Raw genomic sequence first — 22175 nt, forward strand, 5'->3', positions numbered from 1 at the left:
CGGCGTTGAACACGAGGGCCCGTCCGCCCGCCGGGTCACCGGCGAGCGCGCGCTGCGCGGCGTCGATGACGCCGGTCAGCTCCTCGGCGACGGCCGCGTACGTCCTCTCGGCCTCGCGGTGCACCCAGGCGATCGAGGAGCCGGGCAGGATGTCGTGGAACTGGTGCAGCAGCACCGTCTTCCAGATCCGGTCCAGCTGCTCGTACGGGTACGCGAAGCCGGTGCGCACAGCGGCGGTGGCGGCCCACAGTTCGGCCTCGCGGAGCAGGTGCTCGCTGCGGCGGTTGCCCTGCTTCGTCTTCGCCTGACTGGTGAGCGTCGCGCGGTGCAGCTCCAGGTAGAGCTCGCCGACCCAGACCGGAGGGTTGGCGTACTCGGCCTCGGCCTTGGTGAAGAAGTCCGCGGGGGTTTCCCACGTCACCGTCGCCGAGCCCTCCAGGCTCCGCAGCCGGGCCGCCTTGGCGATCATCTCGCGGGTGGTGCCACCGCCCCCGTCACCCCAGCCGGTCGGCGCCAGCGAGTGCTGCGCGACGCCCTTGTCCTTGAAGTTCGTCGCCGCGTGGGCGATCTCGCTGCCCTTCATCGAGCAGTTGTACGTGTCGACGGGCGGGAAATGCGTGAAGATCCGGGTGCCGTCGATGCCCTCCCAATTGAAGGTGTGGTGCGGGAACTTGTTGGTCTGGCTCCACGAGATCTTCTGTGTGAGCAGCCACTTGGAGCCGGCGGCCTTGATGATCTGGGGCAGCCCGGCCGCGAATCCGAACGTGTCGGGCAGCCACGCCTCGTCGTTCTCGATGCCGAACTCGTCGAGGAAGAACCGCTTGCCGTGCACGAACTGCCGGGCCATCGCCTCGGAGCCCGGCATGTTGGTGTCCGACTCGACCCACATGCCGCCGGACGGCACGAACCGGCCCTCCGCGACGGCGGCCTTGACCTTCGCGTAGACCTCGGGGCGGTGCTCCTTGATCCAGGCGAACTGCTGGGCCTGCGACATCGCGAAGACGAAGTCCGGCTCGTCCTCCAGGAGGGCGGTCATGTTCGACGTCGTGCGGGCCACCTTGCGGACCGTCTCGCGCAGCGGCCACAGCCAGGCCGAGTCGATGTGGGCGTGGCCGACCGCGCTGATGCGGTGGGCGGAGGGCGCGGCGGGCGTCGCGAGGACGCCGGCCAGCTCCGTGCGGGCGGCGGCCGCCGTCCCGCCCACGTCCTGGAGGTCCACCGCGTCCAGCGCCCGGCCGACGGCGCGCAGGACGTCCCAGCGGCGGGCGCCCTCCACGGGCAGCTCCTGCATCAGCTCGCCCAGCACCTCCAGGTCCTGGACCAGGTTCCACACGTCCTCGTCGAAGACGGCGAGGTCCATCCGGGCCAGGGTGTACTGCGGCTCGCTGCCGGCGGTCTCCTTGTCACCCAACTGCGTCGGCAGGAAGGGGTGATAGTCGAGGATCACCGGATTGGACGCCGCCTCGATGTGCAGCATCACCTCCTCGCCGCCCGCCACCGGGGCGCCCACCCGCACCCACTGGTTGCGCGGGTTGAGGCCCTTCACCGGGGTGCCGTCGGGGCGGTAGACCAAACCCTCGCACTGGAAGCCCGGCATGTTCTCGTCGAAGCCGAGGTCGAGCAGCGCCTCAACGGTCCGGCCCGCCCACGCCTCCGGCACCGTGCCGGAGACCTTGAACCAGGACGTGCCCCACGGAGCACCCCACCGGTCGCCGACCGCGATCGGCTCGGTGGGTCCGGCCAGGCCCTCGGCCACGGGGACGGGCTCGCCGGGCGCGTTCCAGACGGCGACGTCCAGCGGGACGGACTCCGGATATACGGCGGGCCGGATGCGCTCGTCGAGGACGCGCTTGAGACGGGCTTCGACCAGGCTGCGGTCGTCGTGCATGAGGGGGACTCCGTTGTGAGTGGTGGGTCGGGTGGGGGGTTACCAGCGGTGCGCGGTGGAGGCGGTGCCGGAGGTCGTGTACAGCTCGCCAACAGCCCTGACCTGGAAACGAGCGGCTTTCTCGCCCGGTTCCCGGCGCAGACCGGGTACGAAGAACGCGGTGGAGGCGGTGGCGCCCAGGAAGCACCGGGTGCCGTCGGGCAGGACGCGGTGCAGCTCGTAGTGGCGCGGTTCGCCGGGCGAGCGGTGCCAGCGCAGGCGCAGGTCCGTGCCGCCGGTGCCCCGGGACGCTCCGGTGACGCGCAGTCCGGTCGGCGCGGCGGGCGTCTCCGCCCGGTCCCGTACGGCCACGGCGCCGAGCCGCCAGCGCACCGGACCGGCCGCCGTGAGGCGCACCCCGAGCGCGTGCACCGTGCCGGAGAGGGGTTTCAGCCGCAGCGTGGAGGTGGTCCATCCGCTGCCGCCCGCCCGGAGTTCGCCCGCCGGGATGTAGGTGTACGCCACGGGGTCGCCCGGCCGGTCCGGCTCGTGCAGGGCGACGGCGAGCTCGACGGTGACCGGGCCCGACTCCGCGTCGGCGCGGTGCGTCAGCTCCACGACGGTGCGCCGGGACAGCGGCAGCCGGGTGCGATGGAGGTCGACCGTGACCGGGGCGCCGGGCTCCCCGGCGACCAGGAGGCTGCTGCCCCCGCGCCAGGCGTCCTCGAAGTCGAAGCCCACGGACGGGCGCCGGCCCTCGGTGCGGACGACCCAGCGGCGGCCCGGCAGCCGGTCCTGGACCCCGAGGTGGTTCCACTCGGCGTCCGAGGCAACCCGGCCGTTCTCGTACCAGCGCAGGCCATGACCGGTGTTGAAGGTGGTGGCGAACGGCAGCCGGTCCACCGTCGAGCGGTCGGCCACCGCCGTCGCGGGGGCGCGCCAGCCGTCCGTACGGTCCGGCCGGGCCGGGTCCAGGGACCGCCCGGTCCAGAACCGCTGGTCGGCGGCGTGGAACTGACCGGGCGTACGGTCCTCCGGAAGATGGCTGCGGGTCCACTCCGGCCGGTAGAAGCCGTAGCCGACGGTGTGCGGCCGGTCGGCCGGGATGATCGCGTCCCAGTCGACGGGCGCGTCCCAGCCCTTGGACTCCACATCCACGCCCGCCCACAGGGCGTACCGGCTGCGGCCGGCGGCCTCGGCGTTCGCCGCGGAGGAGGCGAGCGACGCGGGCGTCCAGCGGAAGTCGACGAACATCGAGTCCGCCTCCCGGAACAGCGCGGTGTTCTCGGCGTTGAGCGCGCCCTGCCAGCCGACCTCGCCCCGCACCGTCATCGCGTCGTACCAGGTGATACGCAGCCCCGCCGCGTCGCTGCGGGCCCGCAGGTCGGTGACGAAGGCGAGCATCTCGGCACCGAGCGCGGCGTCCCCGCCCTCGGTCTCGGCGTTGAGGAACCAGCCGTCGAAGCCGTGCGCCACGGCCGCCTCCACCAGCTTCACGGCGAGCGGGAAGCGCCCGGCCGCGTCGCGCTGCACGAGGTCGCGGGTCCACCGGAGGTCGCCGCCGTGGTGCACGGGCGGCAGGAAGACGGTCCCGAGGACGGGAACCCCGTGGCGGTGGGCGGCGTCGACGACCGGGGCGTTCGGCGCGAGGATCAGCCCCTCGCCGGCCGAGCCGCCCCAGAAGACCAGCTCGTCGATGTACGCCCAGTGGTTCAGGGCGTAGTAGTCGGCGGTGGCCGCGCCCTGGGACGGGTTGCCCGCGGTGTTCCCGAAGGCCACCAAGGAGGTGATCCGCGCCTGGTCGGTCCGGGCCGTGGTGTTGGCCGGGACCGGGGTGAAGCGGTCGGCGAGCGGCACGGACGCGGTGTTGAACGGCAGGTCCGGGTCGGCCTCGGGGCGCCACGCCTTCAGGCTGCGCCAGCTGATGCCGTCGCCGGGGGTGCCGGCGGGCAGCGAGTCGGGAAACCAGTAGGAGGCGCAGGGCCGGCTCGTGGCAGGTGCGGCGGCGTGGGCGGTCGTGGTGAGGCCGGGCGCCAGGAGGCCGGCGGCGGCTCCGGCTCCGGCGAGGACCACGGTGCGGCGGCTGGGTGCGGACGGGCGCGGCGGGGACTGGGTCATGGTGTGCTCCGTATCGTGCGTTTTCGATTCCGGTGCGGTGCGGGGTGACGCGGGGTCAGCGGACCTCTTCGGGCGTGACGACTTCCGTGATGCCCCGGGCGGTCAGGTGGTCCTGGTCGGACGCCTTGCTCGCGAGGACGGTGGTGGGGCGGACGCCGTCGGCGGTGAGCCGGGCGAAGGCTTCGAAGACCGCGCCGCCTGGGGCGCAGACGGAGCGGTGGGGCGCGGTCTCGTCGTCCCCGCTGTCGACGACGAGTGCCGTGGTCCGGGGCGCGGGCCGGTGGGCGCGGTCGCGCTGCTCCTGGACGATGCGGGCGATGGTCCGGCCGGCCGGCTTGACCCGGCGGTCGTTGGTCAGCAGCCCGAGGCTGTACTCCAGCTCCGGGAAGTCGGCCAGCGACCGGGACACGTCGTGGGAGCACCACCAGGTGACACCCCATACGTCTTCGCAGTCCAAAGCGTTGGCCACGGTCGCCTCGGTGAACGCGGCGGCGTGCTCGGCGGGGATCAGCGGGGCGGGCGCGCCGACCTCCTGGAGCCAGACCGGCCGGTGCGGGTCGAGCGCCCACGCCTTGGAGAGCTCGATGAGGTAGGCGGCGTGATGCTCGGTGGCGGTGCCGGTACGGCCGTGGCGCTGGGCGGTGCCGTTGAAGACCCAGGAGTGCACGGCGGTGACGGCGCCCTTGCGTGCGGCGTGCGCCGGGGTGAAGGCGTGGTCGTCCTGGTACCAGGCGGCGTCGTACTCGGCGTGCAGGTGCAGCTTGCCGGGTGCCCCCTCCTCACAGGCCGCCAGCATCCGGGTCAGCCAGGCGTCCGCCTGCCCGGGCGTGATGCGGTCCGGGTCGGGGTGCGGGTCGCCGGAGAACTGGTTGATCTCGTTGCCGAGGGTCATCCCGATGAAGTGCGGCCGGTCGGCGAGGGCGGCGGCCAGGGTGCGCAGGTACTCGGCTTGTCCGGCGAGGACGTCCGGGTCGGTGAAGAGGTTGCGCCGGTGCCACGTACCGGTCCAGGCGGGCAGGAAGTCGAAGCTCGACAGATGGCCCTGCAGCCCGTCCACGTTGACGTCGAGGCCGCGTTCGGCGGCGGCGTCGGCGAGCTGGACGAGCTGCTCGACGGCGCGCGGGCGGATCAGGGTGCGGTTGGGCTGGAACAGCGGCCAGAGCGGGAAGACCCGGATGTGGTCGAGCCCGAGGCCGGCGATCGAGTCGAGGTCGGCGCGTACGGCGTCGAGGTCGAAGTCCAGCCAGTGGTGGAACCAGCCCTGACTGGGCGTGTAGTTGGCGCCGAAACGCAAGGGGGAGGTGCTCATACGGAACAGGAGTCCTGGTTCTTGTGGTGCGAGCGGGCGGGCGGGGTCAGCCCTTGACGGCGCCTTCGCCGACGCCCCGGAAGAAGAAGCGCTGCAACCCCGCGAAGAGGATGATGAGCGGCAGCACGGCGATGATCGTGCCCGCCGCGACGAGCCGTTCGTCGTTGGCGAAGGTGCCGTGCAGGTAGTTCAGGCCGATGGTCAGGGTGAAGTTCTCCGGGTCGCTGAGGACGATCAGCGGCCACAGGAAGTCGTCCCACGAGCCCATGAAGGCGAAGATCGCGACGACGGCGAGGGTGCCCTTGACGGAGGGCAGCGCGATCCGCAGGAAGCGCTGCCAGACGTTGGCACCGTCCACGAACGCCGCTTCCTCGATCTCCACGGGAAGGTTCAGGAACGCGTTGCGCATCAGCAGGACGTTCATCGCGCCGACCGACCCCGGCAGCAGCACGCCGAGCAGGGTGTTGTTCAGCCCCAGGTCACGCATGGTGGTGAACTGGGCGATGATGATGCCCTCCACGGGAACGAGCATGGCGAGGATGAACGCCAGCGTCGCGGCCCTGCGCCCCCGGTAGCGGAGCCTCGCCAGGGCGTACCCCGCGAGCGCCGAGCCGACGCAGTTGGTGACCACGTTGGCGGAGGCGACCTTGAGGGAGTTCAGCGCGTAGTCCCAGACGGGGATCGTGTCGGCGACGCGGCTGTAGTTGTCCAGCGTCGGATCGCTGGGGAAGAACGTCGGCGGGGAGCTGAAGATGTCCTCGTCGGGGCCCTTCAGCGAGGTCGACAGCTGCCAGAGGAACGGCCCGACGGTCAGGGCCAGGACCGCCAGCAGCAGCACGTACCGCAGCACGAGCTGCCAGCCGGGGACCCGCCGGCCTTCGGCGTCGGTGGTCTTCAGGAAGCTCACGCGTCCTCCTTGCGGTCGGCGCGCAGTACCAGCAGCATCAGGCCGACGGTGACGACGAAGATGACGACCGAGATCGCGGAGGCGTAACCGACCCGCCCGCTCAGCCCGGTGCCGACCCGCTGGACGAGCATCACGAGGGTGGTGTCCTCGCCCGCGGGCCCACCGGACGGGCCGGCCATCAGGTAGACCTCGGAGAACACCTTGAAGGCGGAGACCGAGGAGAGGGCCGCGACCAGCACCATCGTGGACCGGATGGCGGGCACGGTGACTGTGAAGAAGCGGCGTACGGCACCGGCACCGTCCACGGACGCGGCCTCGTGCAGCTCCCTCGGTACGTTCGCGAGGGCGGCCAGATAGATGATCATGTAGTAGCCGAGGCCCTTCCAGACCGTGACCGTCATCGCGCTGCCCAGCAGCAGCCACTGGTCGCTGAGGAAGCCGACCTTGCCGATGCCGACGGCCTCCAGGACCGCGTTGACCAGCCCGCGGTCGTCCAGCATCCACACCCAGATCAGGCCGACGACCACGATGGACGCGACGACCGGGGTGTAGAAGGCCGACCGGAAGAAGGAGATGCCGGGGATGTGCCGCTGGACGAGCATCGCCAGCAGCAGCGGCAGGATGACGAGTGCGGGGACCACGCCGACGACGTACAGCACGCTGTTGCGCAGCCCGGTCCAGAACATCTCGTCGTGCAGCAGCTCCCGGAAGTTCGCCAGGCCGACGAACGAGCCGGGCACCAGTGTCCGCCGGTCGGTGAAGGAGTTCACCAGCGTGCTGAAGAAGGGGTAGAGGCTGAAGGTGCCGACCACGACCAGGCCGGGCGCGGCGAACAGCCAGGGACTGAGGGGCAGATGGCGGCGGATCCGGCCGGCGGGCCGGCCTGCCGCAGCGGTGGGGGAGGGGGAGTTCACGAGAGGGCTCAGCTCTGCTGCAACAGCCGGTCACACGCCTTGACAGCGTTGTCAAGAGCTTCCTTGGGGCTCTGCTTCCCTTGCAGGGCCTTGGCGATCTGGTTGCGGAGCTCGCTCTTCATCTGCTCGCTGAACAACACCGGGGTGTAGTTGACGGCCGTCTTCAGAGACTTCGCGGCGGCGACGCGGACGCGGGTCTCGTCCGTCCCGTCCTCCTTGGTGAAGTACGGGTCGTCGAGCGAGCCGGCGGTGCTCGGGAAGATGGCGACCTGCTTGGCGAACTCCATCTGCCGGGTCGCGTCGGTCACGTAGTGGGCGAAGGCCACGGCGGCGGGCTTGCGCTTGGACTGCGCGTTCACCATGACGCCCATGACGTACATGTTGGCCTTGCCGGTACTGCTGACCTGGTCGGTGATCCCGATGTTCTTGTAGAGACTCGGGGCCTGCTTCTTGAAGTTGGCCAGGTCCAGCGCGCTGCCCGGGTTCATCGCCACGGACTCGGTGAGGAACTTGTGGCCCGAGGACTCGGGAGTCGCGGTCAGCGCCTGCGGGTCGAGCGCCTTGGCGTCGTACAGCTCCTTGTAGTGCGTGAGGAGTTCGACGCCCTTCGCGTCGTTGAAGGCGAAGCCCGTGCCCTCCTTGTTCATCAGCTGCCCGCCGTACCGGCCGAAGTCCTCGATGGTGGGGACGTTGGCGAGGGTGGCGACCTTGCCGTGACTCTTCTCCGCCAGCTTCAGGCCGGCCGCGAAGACCTCGTCGTACGTGGCCGGCGGCTTCTGCGGGTCCAGTCCGGCGTCCTCGAAAAGCCGCTTGTTGTAGAACATCGGCCCGGTGTTGAGGTACCAGGGGAAGGCGTACGTACCCTCCGTGCCGGGTATCTGGTGGCTCTTCCACGCGCCGTCCAGGTACTCCTTGCGGTACTTCGGCGCGGCCTTGTCGAGGTCGAGGGCGAGGCCGGCCTTGGCCAGCGGGGCCACCAGGTCGGGGGAGACGTTGACGACGTCGGGCAGGGTGCCGCCGGCCGCGTCCGCGCTGATCTTGTCGGCGTAGCCCTCGCCGGGGCGGTCGACCCACTTGACCTCGGTGCCCGGGTACTTCTTCTCGAAGTCCGCGATCACCCCGTTGAAGTAGTCCTTGAAGTTCGCCTGGAGGTTCCAGGTCTGGAAGGTGATCTTCCCTTCGACCTTGCCCGAGGCATCGGACGAGTCCGAGCCGGAGCCCCCGCCGCAAGCGCTCAGCGGCAGTACGGCGGCGAGGACGGCGGCAGCGGCGACTGCTCTGCGGGAGATGTGCACGGTGAACGGCTCCTTTGCTCGGACCAGGCGCGCGGTCGGCGGGCCCCGGGGTCCCTGACCCGGCGGACCGCGTTCGCCCGACAGACCCTGCAATGCGCCTGCGCTGAAAGTCAATACATTCACCGGAATGTAATCTCTCCTCGCCGCATCAGTGCAGGTCAAACGGGTGTGGTGTCCTATTGACGGCTACTCACTAATGCGCTTTAGCTCGATGCAACTCAAGCGCTTTAGTCAGTCTGGAGCCCTCTCTCGACCAAACGGCCGGGGAAGCTCTACGATGCCCCGGGGGCGAGCGGGCCCGACTGCCCGTCAGCAACCCCGGGTGCGGCAGGAAGTGAGGCACGGGTGGCTCCGAAGCGGCCGACCATGAAGGACATCGCCCAGCGGGCCGGTGTCTCGGAGAGCGCCGTCTCCTTCGCGCTCAACGACCGTCCGGGTGTCTCCGAGGTCACCCGCGCCCGGGTCCGGCGCGTCGCCGAACAGCTGGGCTGGCGCCCGAGCGCCGCCGCCCGCGCCCTGTCCGGCGAGGGTCCGGCCACTGTGGGCCTCGTCGTGGCACGCCCGGCGGCCAACCTCGGTGTGGACTCCTTCTTTCTCCAGCTCATCTCCGGCATCCAGGAGGTGCTGTCCGAGCGTCATCTGGGCCTGCTCTTCCAGGTGGTGGACGACGTGGCGGACGAGTGCGGGGTCTACCGCCGCTGGTGGGCCGAACACCGGGTCGACGGGGTGCTCGTCGTGGACCCGCGCACGGACGACCCCCGCGTCCCCCTCCTCGACGAACTGGGTCTCCCCGGTGTCATCATCGGTGCCCTCCCCGGCACCGACACCGGCCCCCACCCCGGCCTCTCCCAGGTCCGCGCCGACGACGTGGGCGCGATGGCGGCGATCGTGGGCCGTCTGTACGAGCTGGGGCACCGGCGCATCGTCCACATCGCCGGCCTGCCCTCACTCGCGCACACCGACCGCCGCATCCGCTCGCTGCGTCTGGAGGCCGACCGGCGCGGCCTGACCGGGGCGCACTCGGTGACCACGGACTACTCCGACGCCGAGGGCGCCGCCGCCACCCGCCGGGTCCTGCAGCGCCCCGATCCACCGACCGCGCTGATCTACGACAACGACGTGATGGCGGCGGCGGGGGTGGCCGTGGCGACCGGGCTGGGGGTCCGGGTCCCGGCCGATGTGTCGGTGGTGTCCTGGGAGGACTCCGCCCTGTGCCGGCTGACCGCCCCATGGCTGACCGCGCTCTCCCGCGACCCGGTCGCCTTCGGCAGGCTCGCGGCGCGGGAGCTCACCACCCTGCTCGACGGCGGTCCGCCGCGCACCGTGCGGGTGCCCCTGCCCGACCTCATCGAACGCGGCAGCACGGCTACGGCGCACGAGACCGCCGAGACGCACTGACTCCGGCGCCTCCCATAGCCGTAGGCCCAGTGAGGCGTCGGGGCCCACGCGTTGGATCAGGTCGGTGTGGGCAGGACCGGCCGGCAGGCGGCCGTCGGTGCCCTGCGCGGTCACGGGAGCCGAAACCGCGGCGCGATCCGGCGTGGATGGCATCGAGGCGAGCGATCACGGCTCCGCGTGCCACTCGGCGGACGGCCGAGTCGTTCGACCGCCACGGGATGGGGCCCACTGTGCGGCTGCACTCGCATGCCGCCGAGCGCTGTCCCGTGAGCGCCGATGGCGCGTTCGCCCGTCAAGCGGCGGTCGGTGCTCCCTGCGTGGCCCCGGCCCCGGCGGCGCGAAGGGGTGGCGGAAGGCTGCTGTGAGCGATAACACGCCTGACCTGCGGGCGAGGCGGGCCGCGTGGCGACCCGTAGGGGAAGTGGGTCCTACGCCTTGACTGGTTCACGTCAAGTGTCCATAGTGATGCCCGACTGCACGGTAGACCCCACATCCCGCTCATGCTTCCAGGCCGGCCCGCGCCCTTGATTGTTAGCGCTAACAACTGGCACGCGCCGGAATGGTCCGCCACCAGCAAGGAGTACGCCCGTGTCCGTTCAGACCTGGCTGCGCCACGCACGGCGCAGCCTGCTCGCCACCGGCACCACCGCCGTTCTGACCCTCGCCCTCCTGGTCGGCACCGAAGCCACGTCGCAGGCCGCCTCACAGAGGCCCTGTGACCTCTACGCCTCCGGCGGCACGCCCTGTGTGGCCGCCCACTCGACCACGCGCGCCCTCTACGGGGCGTACGAGGGCTCGCTCTACCAGGTCCGGCGGGCGTCCGACAGCGCCACGAAGAACATCGGGGTGCTGAGCGCCGGCGGCTATGCGGATGCCGCCGCGCAGGACGGCTTCTGCGCCGGAACCACCTGTGTGATCACCGTCATCTACGACCAGTCCGGGCGGGGCAACAGCCTCACCCAGGCCCCCGCCGGCGGCGCCGCCCCCGGCCCCGACAACCTCGCCCCCGCCACCGCCGCGCCGATCACCGTCGCAGGACACCGGGCCTATGGCGTATACGTCGCCGCCGGCACCGGCTACCGCAACAACAGGACCAACGGCATAGCCACCGGCGATCAGCCGGAGGGAATGTACGCCGTCCTCGACGGCACGCACTTCGGCGGAGGGTGCTGCTTCGACTACGGCAACGCCGAGACGAACAGCCTCGACACCGGCAACGGGCACATGGAGGCCATCTACTTCGGCGACAGCACCATCTGGGGGTCGGGCACCGGCAGCGGTCCCTGGGTGATGGCAGACCTGGAGAACGGCCTCTTCTCGGGCCCCAACGCCGGCTACAACGCCAATGATCCCAGTGTCAGCCACCGCTTCCTGACCGCGATCGTCAAGGGCGCCCCCAACCTGTGGGCCATCAAGGCCGCCAACGCCCAGTCCGGCGGCCTGTCCACGTACTACAGCGGAGCCCGGCCCAACGTCCAGGGGTACAACCCGATGCACAAGGAGGGCGCGATCATCCTCGGCATCGGCGGCGACAACAGCAAATCCTCCAGCGGTACGTTCTACGAGGGGGTCATGACCTCCGGTTACCCGACGGACGCCACGGAGAACGCGGTCCAGGCCAACATCACCGCAGCCGGCTACCAGGCGCCGCCACTCGCATCCAGCGCCCTCACCCCGGGGGCCCGGGTCTCCTTGAAGGCCACCACGACCTGCTGCAACGCCGACTACTTGCGCCACCAGGCCGACGGCACCGTGGCCATCTCGCCGATCACCGCCGCAAGTGCGAACGCGGACAAGAGCGACGCGACCTGGATCGTTCGCCCCGGGCTGGCCGACTCCGCCTGCCTGTCCTTCGAATCCGCCGGCGCCCCCGGACAGTATCTGCGCCACGCCGGATTCCAGCTCCGCACCGCGTCCTCGGACGCCACCGCCCTGTTCAACCGGGACGCCACCTTCTGTCTCCGGGCAGGCCACAGTGGGCAGGGCTACTCCTTCCAGTCGGTCAACTATCCCAACCGCTTCATACGCCACTACGCCTACACCGGATACCTCGCGGGGGACGGCGTCGGCGGCAACACGTGGGACAGTGACGCCCTGTGGAGTGAGGACACCTCCTGGCTGACCGCCCAGCCCTGGTCCTGACGGCGTTCCGGTGGCACACCGCGCGCAGGCGGGTGTGCCACCGGCGACGAGGAGCCGCCCGCGGCCCGGGTGACGGCTCCTCCGCGTCCTGAGAACCCCATCGTCCGCTGCCGGACTCAGGAGCGGGCCCAGCACGTCGGCGAGGAAGTGCGGCTCGGCGCACCCGAGTCCGGCCGCGATCACGACCTCGCCGCCCGTGATCCGGCCGACGACGCAGACCTGGGCGAGCAGCCGGACGAGGGTCGATCGCCGCAAAGAGCCAGGTCTGATCCGGCTGACACAGGCGCTCCCCCTGAGCGGGGTTGGACAGGCCGGGCCCCGGCAGGGTCGGCGGCTCGAGGGCAGCCGATGTGGTCAGAGCCGGTGGAGCGGTGCGGAGTGCGTCCAGTGCCAGTTCACCGGGCCCCACCGCTTCTTCAGGGCCGTGCGCTGTCGGGCGTAGGCCCGCAGTGCCTCCTCGACGGTGGCCGGGAGGTCGGTCAGGTCGTCGGGGGCCGGGACGCGCAGGATCAGATGCTGTTTGGTGTGGGCCAACAGCAGGTCGCCGTCGGGCGTGCAGGATCCGAGGGTGAAGTGGGTCAGTGCCTTGAACGTCTTGGTGTCGGTGTCCAGCTTGGCGCGGAGTGCTCCTGACGCGTTCCAGGCGTAGAGGCCGTAGCGGTTGAGGTGGAAGGCGTGGCCCCGGTACGGGTCGGCGGCGAGGTTGAAGCAGAAGCCCGTGAAGGGCGAGTCACGCCACTCGTGCAGGCCATGGAGCCGTCCGGTCATCTCGCCCTGGTCGTTGACGAGGGCGAAGACGAAGGGCTGGCCCCGGCTGCCGCCTCGGAACGTCTTGGCGTAGACGGGGACGACGAAGAGGCTGTCGGAGAGCGGGACCGGGCGGCCGAGGTGGGACCGGTCCCAGCCCGAGAGGCGGTCCTCGGCGGCGACGAGTTCGGTGAGTGCTGGGCGGGGGCGGTTCGCCATGCCGACGGGGGCGCCCTGGTACGTGGCGTGGGGGCGGAGGTCGACGGCGCTGTGGTGTGCAGGTTCGGGGTCGAGCGAGGCGAGGGCGCGGATGGCCGGCTTGGAGTCGGCGGTCAGGGCTCCCTCGGCGATGCCGACGAGGTTGGTGAGGACGTTGCCGTACCTCCACACGCCGTACTCGGCGAGGGTGCACAGCAGCCGGCCCGACGGGGTGACGCTGATGGACCCGGCGAAGGGGTCGCCCTGGCCCGGAGCGAACTGGCGGTAGGGGCGCCCGTCCTTCGAGTCGTACACGGCCAGAACCCGGCTCAGGTCCGGAGCGACGAGCGTGGTGTTGTCCGGCGTCGCGGTGATGGCGAGGACCCCGTCGGGCAGGACACACAAGCCGATGCCGTCGCCGTCTGCGACGCCCGAGTCTTCTTCGTCCGGGCCGTCGGTCCGGAACTGGGCGCCGGCCAGGAGCTCGCCCTCCTGGGAGTAGCGGGCGATGATTCTGTATCCGAAGTTCGCTGTCCCCGGGTCCTGTTCCTCGTCGGCGACGCCGTAGGTGTATCTGGAAACGCCGTACAGCGCGTACACCTCGCCGTTCGGGGCCCCGGCGAGGTCGAAGAGGCTCAGTCCCCAGCCCGTGGAGTACAGCGCGGTCAGGTCGAGGCGGTGGTGGTCCACCAGTGTGCCCGGCAGGGCCAGGGGAAGAGTCTGGATCATGCGGTGCATCCTGCATCACGGCGCTGACAGTCGGCCCGGGCGGGCGCCCGGAACGATCGAGCCCGCGAGGGCGGGCACGGCGAAGCCGGCCGGGTTCGGTTGAGCCGGAGCCCGTACCCGTGGACGAAGCCGGCCAGGCGCGTGACGGCGGCGAATCTGTCAGCGGCTGACGAGAAGGCCGTCCACCAGGGCCTGGAGTCCGTCCCGGTAGGTGTCCTCGGCGGTCAGTGGCCCGGCAGACGGCTGCCGGGCCATCACGCACTTCACCGGAGGCTGGGCCCCCCACCGCGGGCAGTGATCACCGTGTCGGCGGCCCCCGGCGCGGTCAAGGGTCCGGACGGGCTGCTCGAGCCGGCCTCTTGCACGGTCAAGGCCGACGGCAAGCAGGTTTCCGACGATCAGGACGGCAGGCCGGCCGGCAGCCTCTGCGCATACAAGCTCAGGGACTGCCGGCCGACACGCGGTCCGGGCGTGGCCGGTTCCGCCCGGGCCGCGAAGCGCGCCCCCGGGGCTACCCGCAGGGGGCACCCGGAGGCGGGCCCTCGGCGCGTCCCGGAGCAGGGGCCAGCGGGTCCTGGAACTCGGCCAGCGCCGTGTCCAGGGCCAGTCGCACCGCGCCGAGTACGACGACGCGGTCCCCGAGCGGCGAGAACTCCAGGCGCGGCGGCGCCTCGGTGAGTCGGCCGACCATGCTCCGCAAGGGGCCGAGGAGGACGTCTCCCGCATCGGCGACCGCTCCGCCGATCACGATGAGCTCCGGGTCGAGGAGCAGGGACACGGTCGCGATCGCGCGGGCTGCCGGGCCGAGGACGTGCTCCACGAGGCTCGGCAGGGCGGTGTCGCCCCGGCGCATCGCCTCGAAGACCAGTGGCGCGTCCACCCGCGCGGAGTCGCCGTCGGCCAGAGCGTGCAGTACGGAACCGGGAGCGTCGGGGGACGCCGCCTCCGCACCGCGCGCGGTGACGGCGTCGACCAGACGCCTGCCTTCGGCGCGGGCGCGTGAGGCCAGCCCCTCGGCCGCGGTGAAGCCGCCCATGAACCGCAGGAACCCGAGTTCGCCCGCGCCTCCTTGATGACCGCGCATCAGGGCGCCGTGCAGCACGATGCCGGCCCCGAGCCGTTCGCCCGCGAGCACGCAGACCACGTTTTCGGAGCCCGAGGCGACCCCGCGCCAGCGCTCGGCGACGACGGCCAGATTGCAGTCGTTCTCCGCGACGACGGCGCACTCGAAGGCGCGGCCCAGCGCGTCGGGCAGGTCGACGCCCACGAAACCGGGGATCCCGGAGCGGACGCGGACGGTGCCGTCCGCCGCGACCGTGCCACTGGACCCGGCGCACACGGCGAGGAGGCGTTCGCCGGAGACACCTGCGGCGTCCAAGGCGTCGGTGGCGGTCCTGATGACCGCCTCCAGCCGTTCACCGGAGGCCATGCCGGGATCGCTGAAGGTGTGCTCGTCCTCGGCCACGACATGACCGGTCAGGTCCGCCACCGCGACCCGGACCGTCCGCGCGCCGATGTCCGCGCCCAGCACGTACCCGGCGTCGCGGCGGAAGACGAACGACCGGGAAGGACGGCCGCGCCCGGCTGCGGCCCGGCTCACGGACCCGGTGACCCAGCCGAGGTCCACCAAATGGTCGGCGGCGGCCAGGACGGTGGGCCGGGACATGCCCGTCTCCTCGACCAAGTCGTTGGAGGACCAAGGGGCTTCGGGGAAAGAGCGGAGCACCGCCAGCACGCGCGAGGCATTGAGCTGCCTCACCATCGCGGAGTCCACCCCGCCTCTTGACACGTCCCTCATGGCCTGCAAGCCTACCGCAGCGTGTTTTATTAAAATGGTCTAATCAAAAGTGTGGGTGGTCGCGCATGCCCGTTCACCTGACCGCGGCCGGGGTCGGCCTGGTCCTTGACGAGACGGACGGACGAGTCCTGCACTGGGGGAGGGCCCTGTCCGAGGCAACCGCCCAGACCTTGGGCGACGCGGTGGCGGGCACGTCGCTCCTCCCGCTCAACGCCCAGGTCCACCAGGGCCGGCCGGGTCTCATGGGCCACCGGGCCGGCACGGCCTGGTCGCCGTCCTTCACGCACCACCGGACCGTTCACACCGACGGCCGCCGCGTCACCGTCCACGCCGAGGATCCGCACAGCCGGCTCGAGTGGCGGGCCGAGCTGGAACTGACCGCGTCCGGGCTGCTGCGCCTGCGGCACGGCCTGCGCAACACCGGCACCGACCCGTACCAGGTGGACGAACTGACCCCGGTCCTCCCGATCTCCTCGCGAGCGGTGGAGGCCATGGACTTCACCGGCCGGTGGGCCAAGGAACGCCAACCCCAACGCCACCCGCTGCGTCATGGCACCTACCTGCGGGAGAGCCGCCGGGGCCGCCCCGGCCACGACAGCCCTTACCTGATGTCCGCCGGCACGCCCGGCTTCGGCTGGGACGACGGTGAGGTCTGGTCGGTCCACCTCGCCTGGAGCGGGAACCAGCGCTACTACGCGGAACGCATGCCGTCCAACGGCTGCGTCATCGGCACCGGCGAGCTGCTCCTGCCCGGCGAGTGCGCCCTCGCGCCCGGGGAGGAATACGTGACGCCCTGGCTCTGTGCCGCGTACTCCGCGACCGGACTCAACGGCATCACGCCCCGCTTCCACGACTGGCTGCGCTCCCGCGCCCACCATCCCGACCCCGGGGCCCGGCCCCGCCCCGTCGTCCTCAACAACTGGGAGGCCACGTACTTCGACCACGATCCGCAGCGTCTCATGCCGCTGGTCGAGCGTGCCGCGGAAGTGGGTGTCGAACGCTTCGTCCTGGACGACGGCTGGTTCCTCGGCCGGCGCGACGACACCGCCGGCCTGGGCGACTGGTACGTCGACCCGGACGTGTGGCCGGACGGGCTCGACCCGCTGATCCGGCATGTCCGGGCGCACGGCATGGAGTTCGGCCTGTGGTGCGAACCGGAAATGGTGAACCCCGACTCCCGCCTCCTGCGCGAGCACCCCGACTGGGCCCTGCACGCCGCCGACCGGCTGCCGCCGGACTGGCGCAACCAGCAGGTTCTCGACCTGTGCCGCCCGGAGGCGTACGCGTACCTACTGGAGCGCTTCGACACCCTGCTCTCCACGTACGACATCGCCTACCTCAAATGGGACCACAACCGCGACCTGGTCGAACCCGGCCACGCGGGCCGCGCCGCCGTCCGGGCCCAGACCGCCGCCGCGTACGGGCTCCTGGACGAGCTGCGCAGGCGCCACCCCGGTGTGGAGATCGAGAGCTGCGCGTCGGGCGGCGGCCGCATCGATCTGGGCATCCTGGAACGCACCGACCGCGTGTGGACCTCCGACTGCAACGACGCCCTGGAACGCCAGGAGATCCAGCGCGGCACGAACCTGCTCCTGCCCCTGGAACTGACCGGCGCCCACGTCGGGCCCACCACCTGCCACAGCACCGGTCGCACCCACCCCCTCGCCTTCCGCGCCGCGACCGCGCTGTTCGGACACTTCGGCATCGAGTGGGACATCACCGCCGCCACCGCCGCCGAGCGCGTCGAACTCGCCGCCTGGGTCGCGGAGTACAAGCGCCACCGCACGCTGCTGCACACCGGCCGCCTGCTCCGTCACGAGACCCCGGAGGACGACGCCGCCTCGCTCACCGCCGTGGTCGCCCCCGATGGCAGCGAGGCCCTGCTCTCGTACGTCCAGCTCACCGCGACCCGCGCGGAGACCCCGGCCCGCGCCCGCTTCACCGGCCTCGACCCCGAAGGCCTCTACCGGCTCACCCCGGTCGGCCCTCAGGCCTCCGCCTCCTCCGGCGGGCTCCACCGGGCGCCCCTCCGGTACCCGGACCGGGCCGAGGTCACCGGTGAGTTCCTCGCTCACATCGGCCTCGAACTGCCGCGCCCGCACCCGGAGTCGGCGCTCGTCCTGCACGCGGTCCGCATCCACTGACCGCGCCCCGCCGCAGGTGGCCTCCCCGGCCGTGGCCGGGCCCCGGGCCGCTCGGGCGGCTGTCCGGTGAGCCCGGCCAGTGGGCCCGTCTCACCTCAGTTCGGGGCCCGGCCGTTCGGTGGCGCCCGGACGGCGGTGCGGCGGCTGATCGGGCGTGGGCCTCCGCTTCGGCGGGGAGATAGCGAGTGTGACGGGCCCCTCACCGTTCACGTGTGCCTTCGTGCCGTGGTGGTGGATCGTCAGGGGATCGCCGAGCAGCAGCGAGTACGTCGCCTTGTCCGGCTCGATCTCCACCTGGAGGCACCGGCCGCGGAACTGGAGCCGGAACGCCAGGCGGCTGAACTTCTCGGGCAGCCGGGGCGTGAAGCGCAGGCTGTCGCCGTCCCGCCGGGTGCCGCCGAAGCCGGCGACCAGCGCCATCCACGTACCGGCCAGCGAGGCGATGTGCAGTCCGTCGCGGGTGTTGTGCTCCAGGTCGGCCAGGTCCATCAGCGCGGCCTCGGCGGTGTAGTCGTAGGCCAGCCGCAGATGCCCGGTCCGGGCGGCGACGACGGCCTGGCAGCACGCCGACAGGGAGGAGTCCCGTACGGTCAGCGGCTCGTAGTAGGCGAAGTTCGCGGCCAGCTGGTCGTCGTCGCAGTTGGTTTCGAACCAGCTGCCGCACGTGTACATGGCCAGCACGAGGTCGGACTGCTTGATCACCTGCTTGCGGTAGATGTCGAAGTAGGGGAAGTGCAGCATCAGCGGGTACTGGTCGGCGCGAGTGTTCGCGAAGTCCCAGCGCTGGTGGTGGGTGAAGCCGGCGTGCTGCTCGTGCACGCCGATCTCCTTGTTGTAGGGGATGTGCACGGCCTCGGCGGCGTCCCTCCAGGCGGCGCTCTCCTCCTCGTCCACGCCCAGCCGGGCCGCCTCCTCCGGGTGGCGTTCGCACACGTCGGCCGCGGCGAGGAGATTGGAGCGGGCCATGAGGTTGGTGTACGTGTTGTCGTCCACGACGGCGCTGTACTCGTCCGGCCCCGTGATGCCGTCGATGTGGAACACACCGTGGGGGTCGTGATGGCCCAGGGAGCGCCACAACCGTGCCGTCTCCACCAGGAGTTCCAGGGCGGTCTCGCGTTCGAAGGCGGTGTCGCCGGTCACCGCCGTGTGGCGCACCGCGGCGTGCGCGATGTCGGCGGCCACGTGGAAGGCGGCGGTGCCGGCCGGCCAGTACGCGGAGCCCTCCGAGCCGTCGATGGTCCGCCACGGGAACGCGGCACCCCGCAGTCCGAGCTGGGTGGCCCGGTCCCGGGCGGCGGGCAGGGTGGCGTGCCGCCAGCGCAGCGCCTCGGCGACCGCCTTGGGCTCGGTGTAGGAGAGGAGGGGCAGCACGAACATCTCGGTGTCCCAGAAGGCGTGGCCGTCGTATCCGGAACCGGTCAGCCCCTTGGCCGGGATCGCCCGCTGTTCGGCGCGGGCACCGGCCTGGAGCACATGGAAGAGGGCGAAGCGGACGGCCTGCTGGATCTCCTCGTCACCGTGCACCTCGACGTCGGCACGAGCCCAGAAGTCATCGAGGTAGGCCCGCTGCTGAGCCACCAGTTCGTCCCAGCCGCCATGCGCGGCGGCAGCCAGTGCTGCCTCGACCTGGTCGCTCATCGCGGGCCGGGAACGGGCCCCCGACCAGCCGTGGGCGACGGTCTTCTGCACCCGCAGCCGCTGTCCCGGATCCAGGACGGAGGTGATGGTCAGGCGGGCGACGTCCGTGTTGCTCTCGCTGCTGGTGGTGATCTCCCCGGGCGCGTCCACCACGTGGTCGGCGGCCACGGCGACCCGGAGGCCGCTGCGCCGGGTGCGGTGGACCAGACGCAGCCGCGACCCGACGGCCTGGTCCTCCTCCGGCTCCAGCGGAGACTGCAACGCCTTGGCCGTCCGCGGGTCGCCGTCGGACGAGGGCAGACTCTCGTTGGTGACCAGCTCCGACTGGATGACCACCCGGGTCCGGCTGTCGACGGGCTCCACCTCGTACTGCACGGCGGCGATGGCGCGCTGCGTGAGGGAGACGAGGCGGGTGGAACGTACCCGGACGGTCGTACCCGCCGGGGAGGTCCACTCGCAGCTCCGCTCCAGCACACCGCGCCTGAAGTCCAGGGTGCGTTCGTGCTTGCCGAGCCGCCCGTAGCGCAGGTCGAAGGGCTCGTCGTCCACCAGCAGCCGCAGCAGCTTTCCGTTGGTGACGTTGATGACGGTCTGGCCCGACTCGGGGTAGCCGTAGCCCGCCTCCGCGTAGGGCAGCGGGTGCAGTTCGTACACCCCGTTGAGGTAGCTGCCGGGCAGGCCGTGCGGTTCGCCCTCGTCGAGATTGCCGCGCCAGCCGACATGCCCGTTGGACAGGGCGAAGACGGATTCGCTCTGTGCCAGGAGATCGAGGTCGAGAGCCGTCTCGCGGACGCGCCAGGGCTCCACGGTGTACGTCCGGTTGGTGATCACGCGTTGCCTCCGAGTTCGGCGAGGTCCTTCACGACACGGTCGGCGCCGTGGGCGTACAGCGCGTCGGTCTGCCCCACGCGGTCGACGCCGACGACGAAGCCGAAGTGCCCGGACCTGCCCGCGTCCATGCCGGCCAGCGCGTCCTCGAAGACGGCGGCCCGGGACGGCTCCACGCCGAGGTCCCGGGCGGCGGCCAGGAAGGTGTCGGGGTGCGGTTTGCCCGGCAGTTTCCGTTCGCGGGCCACCACGCCGTCGATCCGTACGTCGAACAGCCGCTCGGCGTCGATGGAGTGCAGCACGTCGCGGGTGTTGGCGCTGGAGGAGACGATCGCGGTGGCGAGCCCGGCGGCGCGGACCGCGTCGATGTAGCGCAGCGTGCCCTGGTACGGCTCCACACCGTCGGTACGGATCTTTTCCAGGAGGAGCTCGTTCTTGCGGTTGCCGACACCGTTGACGCTCCGCGTGTCCGGTGGATCGTCGGGCGTGCCCTCGGGGAGTTCGATGCCTCGGGAGGCGAGGAAGGAGCGGACGCCGTCGGCCCGGGGGCGGCCGTCGACGAACTGGTCGTAGTCGGAATCGGAGAAGGGGCGGAAGTCCGCTCCGTCACGCTCACGCAGGAAGGCGTCGAAGGTCGCCTTCCAGGCGGCGGCGTGCACCACCGCCGTCCTGGTGACCACCCCGTCGAGATCGAAGAGACATGCCTGGATGCCTTCGGGAAGTCCGAGCTGTGTCGTCATGAACCCACAGTTCCCCGCCGAGGCGGGTCCGATCGGATGACACGCTGTGAGGTGCGTCGCCGACCTGCCCCGACTCGGAGCCCTCGGCGGGCTCAGCGCCTCCTCCCCTTCCGCTCGCCCCGACCGTTGCGGCTCCGGGGCCGCAAGGCGGACGCCATGTGGCCGTGACGTGCCTTGGACGGTACTCATCAGGAGCCACTGCGGCTGTGGCGCAGGGCCCGGCCGGCTGCGGTTCCCCGGGCGGGCCGGAGCCGGGATGGCGAGCCCCGGATCTCACACGTACGGCCTCAGAGGCGCCCGTTGCCGTACACGCGCGCTCGCGTGGGAGCGGAGACCGGGACGGGGCGGCCCTCGGCCCGTGAGCGGGTGGCGGCCTCGGCCACGGCCAGAGCCGCCCGGGCGTCCGCACCGGTGCACGGGCTGGGGCCGAGGCCCGCCACGACTTCGGTGAACGCCGTGAGTTCGGCGCGGTAGGCGTCCTGGAAGCGCTCCATGAATCCCGGGTAGGGGGAGCCGGCCGGATAGGCCGTTCCCTCGGCCGAGGCCAGCGGGGCCTGTTCGGTCAGACCGGCGACCAGGGTGCCTTCGGAGCCGCAGACTTCCAGACGTACGTCGTAACCGGCGCCGTTGTAGCGGGTGGCGGTGCAGGTGGCCAGGGTGCCGTCGTCCAGGGTGAGTACGGAGACGGCGGTGTCGACGTCCTGGGACGCGGCGAAGAACGCGTCCCCGCGGTTGGCCCCGGTGGCGTAGACCTCGGTGATCTCCCGGCCGGTCACCCAGCGGACGATGTCGTAGTCGTGCACCGAGCAGTCGCGGAAGATGCCGCCCGAGCCGGGGATGTACTCCGGGTGCGGGGGAGCCGGGTCGGCGGTGCAGGCCCGCAGGGTGTGCGTCCAGCCGAGCCGTCCGGACGCGACGGCCTCGCGCGCCGCCCGGTACCCCGCGTCGAACCGGCGTTGGAAGCCGATCTGCAGGGGCACGTCCGAGTCCTGCAACGCCGACAGCACCCGGTCGGTCTCCTCCAGCGAGGAGGCGACGGGCTTTTCGCAGAAGGTGGGCAGCCCCGCGCGGTGGGCGGCCAGGATCAGCTCCGCGTGGCTGCCGGTGGGTGCCGCGACGACTACTCCGTCCAGTCCGGCGCCGAGGAGTGCGCCGAGGCTGTCGGCGCACTCGCCGCCCACGCTGTCCGCCACGGTACGGGCGGAACGTGCGTCGGAATCGTGGAGGACGAGGGCGTTGACGGCCGGGAGGGCGGCGAGCGTGGAGGCGTGGAACGCGCCGATGCGGCCCGTACCGATGAGTCCAATACGCATGTGCGAACCTTTCGAGCGGGCAGGGGCGGGCCTGGGACGGCCCAGCTGATTTCTATCCCTCGTCCGGGAGAAGAGCAAGAGTTTGTTCAG

At 71.5% G+C, this 22175-nt stretch carries 13 protein-coding genes and 1 pseudogene; 3 read left to right on the plus strand and 11 right to left on the minus strand.

The features are described from left to right. The 6 genes and pseudogenes from G3I41_RS31545 to G3I41_RS31570 all read right to left on the minus strand — a co-directional run. Nucleotides 1-1888 (minus strand): annotated as a pseudogene (locus tag G3I41_RS31545) (alpha-mannosidase); the annotation flags it as partial. 39 nt (nucleotides 1889-1927) lie between these two features. Then, nucleotides 1928-3985 carry an endo-beta-N-acetylglucosaminidase gene (locus G3I41_RS31550; RefSeq protein ID WP_164403952.1) on the minus strand — a complete coding sequence of 686 codons (2058 nt, stop codon included), beginning with the start codon at nucleotides 3983-3985 and terminating at the stop codon, nucleotides 1928-1930. Nucleotides 3986-4040: 55 nt separating this feature from the next. Beyond that, nucleotides 4041-5294, minus strand: a complete 1254-nt coding sequence (locus G3I41_RS31555; protein ID WP_164403953.1) for a glycosyl hydrolase — start codon at nucleotides 5292-5294, stop codon at nucleotides 4041-4043. A gap of 46 nt (nucleotides 5295-5340) precedes the next feature. Further along, the gene (locus G3I41_RS31560) at nucleotides 5341-6201 is read right to left on the minus strand and encodes a carbohydrate ABC transporter permease (RefSeq protein WP_164403954.1); all 861 of its coding nucleotides are present in this window, start codon (nucleotides 6199-6201) and stop codon (nucleotides 5341-5343) included. Then, nucleotides 6198-7115 (minus strand): sugar ABC transporter permease, encoded by a 918-nt coding sequence (locus tag G3I41_RS31565; RefSeq protein WP_164403955.1) that lies wholly within the window; start codon nucleotides 7113-7115, stop codon nucleotides 6198-6200. Before G3I41_RS31565 ends, G3I41_RS31560 begins: the two co-directional genes overlap by 4 nt. 8 nt (nucleotides 7116-7123) lie before the next feature. After that, nucleotides 7124-8410 carry a sugar ABC transporter substrate-binding protein gene (locus tag G3I41_RS31570; protein WP_164403956.1) on the minus strand — a complete coding sequence of 429 codons (1287 nt, stop codon included), beginning with the start codon at nucleotides 8408-8410 and terminating at the stop codon, nucleotides 7124-7126. A 366-nt stretch (nucleotides 8411-8776) separates the two neighbouring features. Between G3I41_RS31570 and G3I41_RS31575 the strand changes: the two genes are divergently transcribed. Both G3I41_RS31575 and G3I41_RS31580 read left to right on the plus strand, forming a co-directional pair. Continuing rightward, a complete protein-coding gene (locus tag G3I41_RS31575) occupies nucleotides 8777-9808 on the plus strand; it encodes a LacI family DNA-binding transcriptional regulator (protein ID WP_164403991.1) in 1032 nt (343 codons plus the stop codon). 588 nt (nucleotides 9809-10396) lie between these two features. Beyond that, nucleotides 10397-11950: an alpha-L-arabinofuranosidase B gene (locus G3I41_RS31580; protein ID WP_164403957.1), complete on the plus strand. Its 1554-nt coding sequence runs from the start codon at nucleotides 10397-10399 to the stop codon at nucleotides 11948-11950. Nucleotides 11951-12304: 354 nt separating this feature from the next. Here the strand turns inward: G3I41_RS31580 and G3I41_RS31585 are convergent, their stop codons facing one another. Then, nucleotides 12305-13624, minus strand: coding sequence for a hypothetical protein (locus tag G3I41_RS31585; RefSeq protein ID WP_164403958.1), 1320 nt, complete (start codon nucleotides 13622-13624; stop codon nucleotides 12305-12307). 511 nt (nucleotides 13625-14135) lie between these two features. After that, the gene (locus G3I41_RS31595; protein ID WP_164403959.1) at nucleotides 14136-15290 is read right to left on the minus strand and encodes an ROK family protein; all 1155 of its coding nucleotides are present in this window, start codon (nucleotides 15288-15290) and stop codon (nucleotides 14136-14138) included. Nucleotides 15291-15487: 197 nt separating this feature from the next. On the opposite strand from G3I41_RS31595, the gene G3I41_RS31600 reads away from it, so the two are divergent. Beyond that, nucleotides 15488-17566 carry an alpha-galactosidase gene (locus G3I41_RS31600; protein ID WP_164403960.1) on the plus strand — a complete coding sequence of 693 codons (2079 nt, stop codon included), beginning with the start codon at nucleotides 15488-15490 and terminating at the stop codon, nucleotides 17564-17566. Between the two features lie 90 nt (nucleotides 17567-17656). On the opposite strand, the gene G3I41_RS31605 is transcribed toward G3I41_RS31600, so the two are convergent. The 3 genes from G3I41_RS31605 to G3I41_RS31615 all read right to left on the minus strand — a co-directional run bounded on the left by G3I41_RS31605 (nucleotide 17657) and on the right by G3I41_RS31615 (nucleotide 22085). Beyond that, nucleotides 17657-20035, minus strand: a complete 2379-nt coding sequence (locus tag G3I41_RS31605; protein ID WP_164403961.1) for a glycosyl hydrolase family 65 protein — start codon at nucleotides 20033-20035, stop codon at nucleotides 17657-17659. After that, complete coding sequence (locus G3I41_RS31610; RefSeq protein ID WP_164403962.1) at nucleotides 20032-20772, minus strand: beta-phosphoglucomutase family hydrolase; 741 nt, start codon at nucleotides 20770-20772, stop codon at nucleotides 20032-20034. The genes G3I41_RS31605 and G3I41_RS31610 overlap by 4 nt, the downstream gene beginning before the upstream one ends. Nucleotides 20773-21059: 287 nt before the next feature. After that, entirely contained in the window at nucleotides 21060-22085 is a 1026-nt protein-coding gene (locus G3I41_RS31615) for a Gfo/Idh/MocA family oxidoreductase (RefSeq protein ID WP_164403963.1), read from the minus strand. Nucleotides 22086-22175 lie beyond the last annotated feature (90 nt).

The organism is Streptomyces sp. SID9727 (assembly GCF_010550605.1).
Lineage (GTDB): Bacteria > Actinomycetota > Actinomycetes > Streptomycetales > Streptomycetaceae > Streptomyces.

Coding starts and splice junctions, on each gene's coding strand:
- G3I41_RS31550 (WP_164403952.1), bottom strand. CDS start 3,985: ATGACCCAGTCCCCGCCGCGCCCGTCCGCACCCAGCCGCCGCACCGTG.
- G3I41_RS31555 (WP_164403953.1), bottom strand. CDS start 5,294: ATGAGCACCTCCCCCTTGCGTTTCGGCGCCAACTACACGCCCAGTCAG.
- G3I41_RS31575 (WP_164403991.1), top strand. CDS start 8,777: ATGAAGGACATCGCCCAGCGGGCCGGTGTCTCGGAGAGCGCCGTCTCC.
- G3I41_RS31585 (WP_164403958.1), bottom strand. CDS start 13,624: ATGATCCAGACTCTTCCCCTGGCCCTGCCGGGCACACTGGTGGACCAC.
- G3I41_RS31595 (WP_164403959.1), bottom strand. CDS start 15,290: ATGTCCCGGCCCACCGTCCTGGCCGCCGCCGACCATTTGGTGGACCTC.
- G3I41_RS31600 (WP_164403960.1), top strand. CDS start 15,488: ATGCCCGTTCACCTGACCGCGGCCGGGGTCGGCCTGGTCCTTGACGAG.
- G3I41_RS31610 (WP_164403962.1), bottom strand. CDS start 20,772: ATGACGACACAGCTCGGACTTCCCGAAGGCATCCAGGCATGTCTCTTC.
- G3I41_RS31615 (WP_164403963.1), bottom strand. CDS start 22,085: ATGCGTATTGGACTCATCGGTACGGGCCGCATCGGCGCGTTCCACGCC.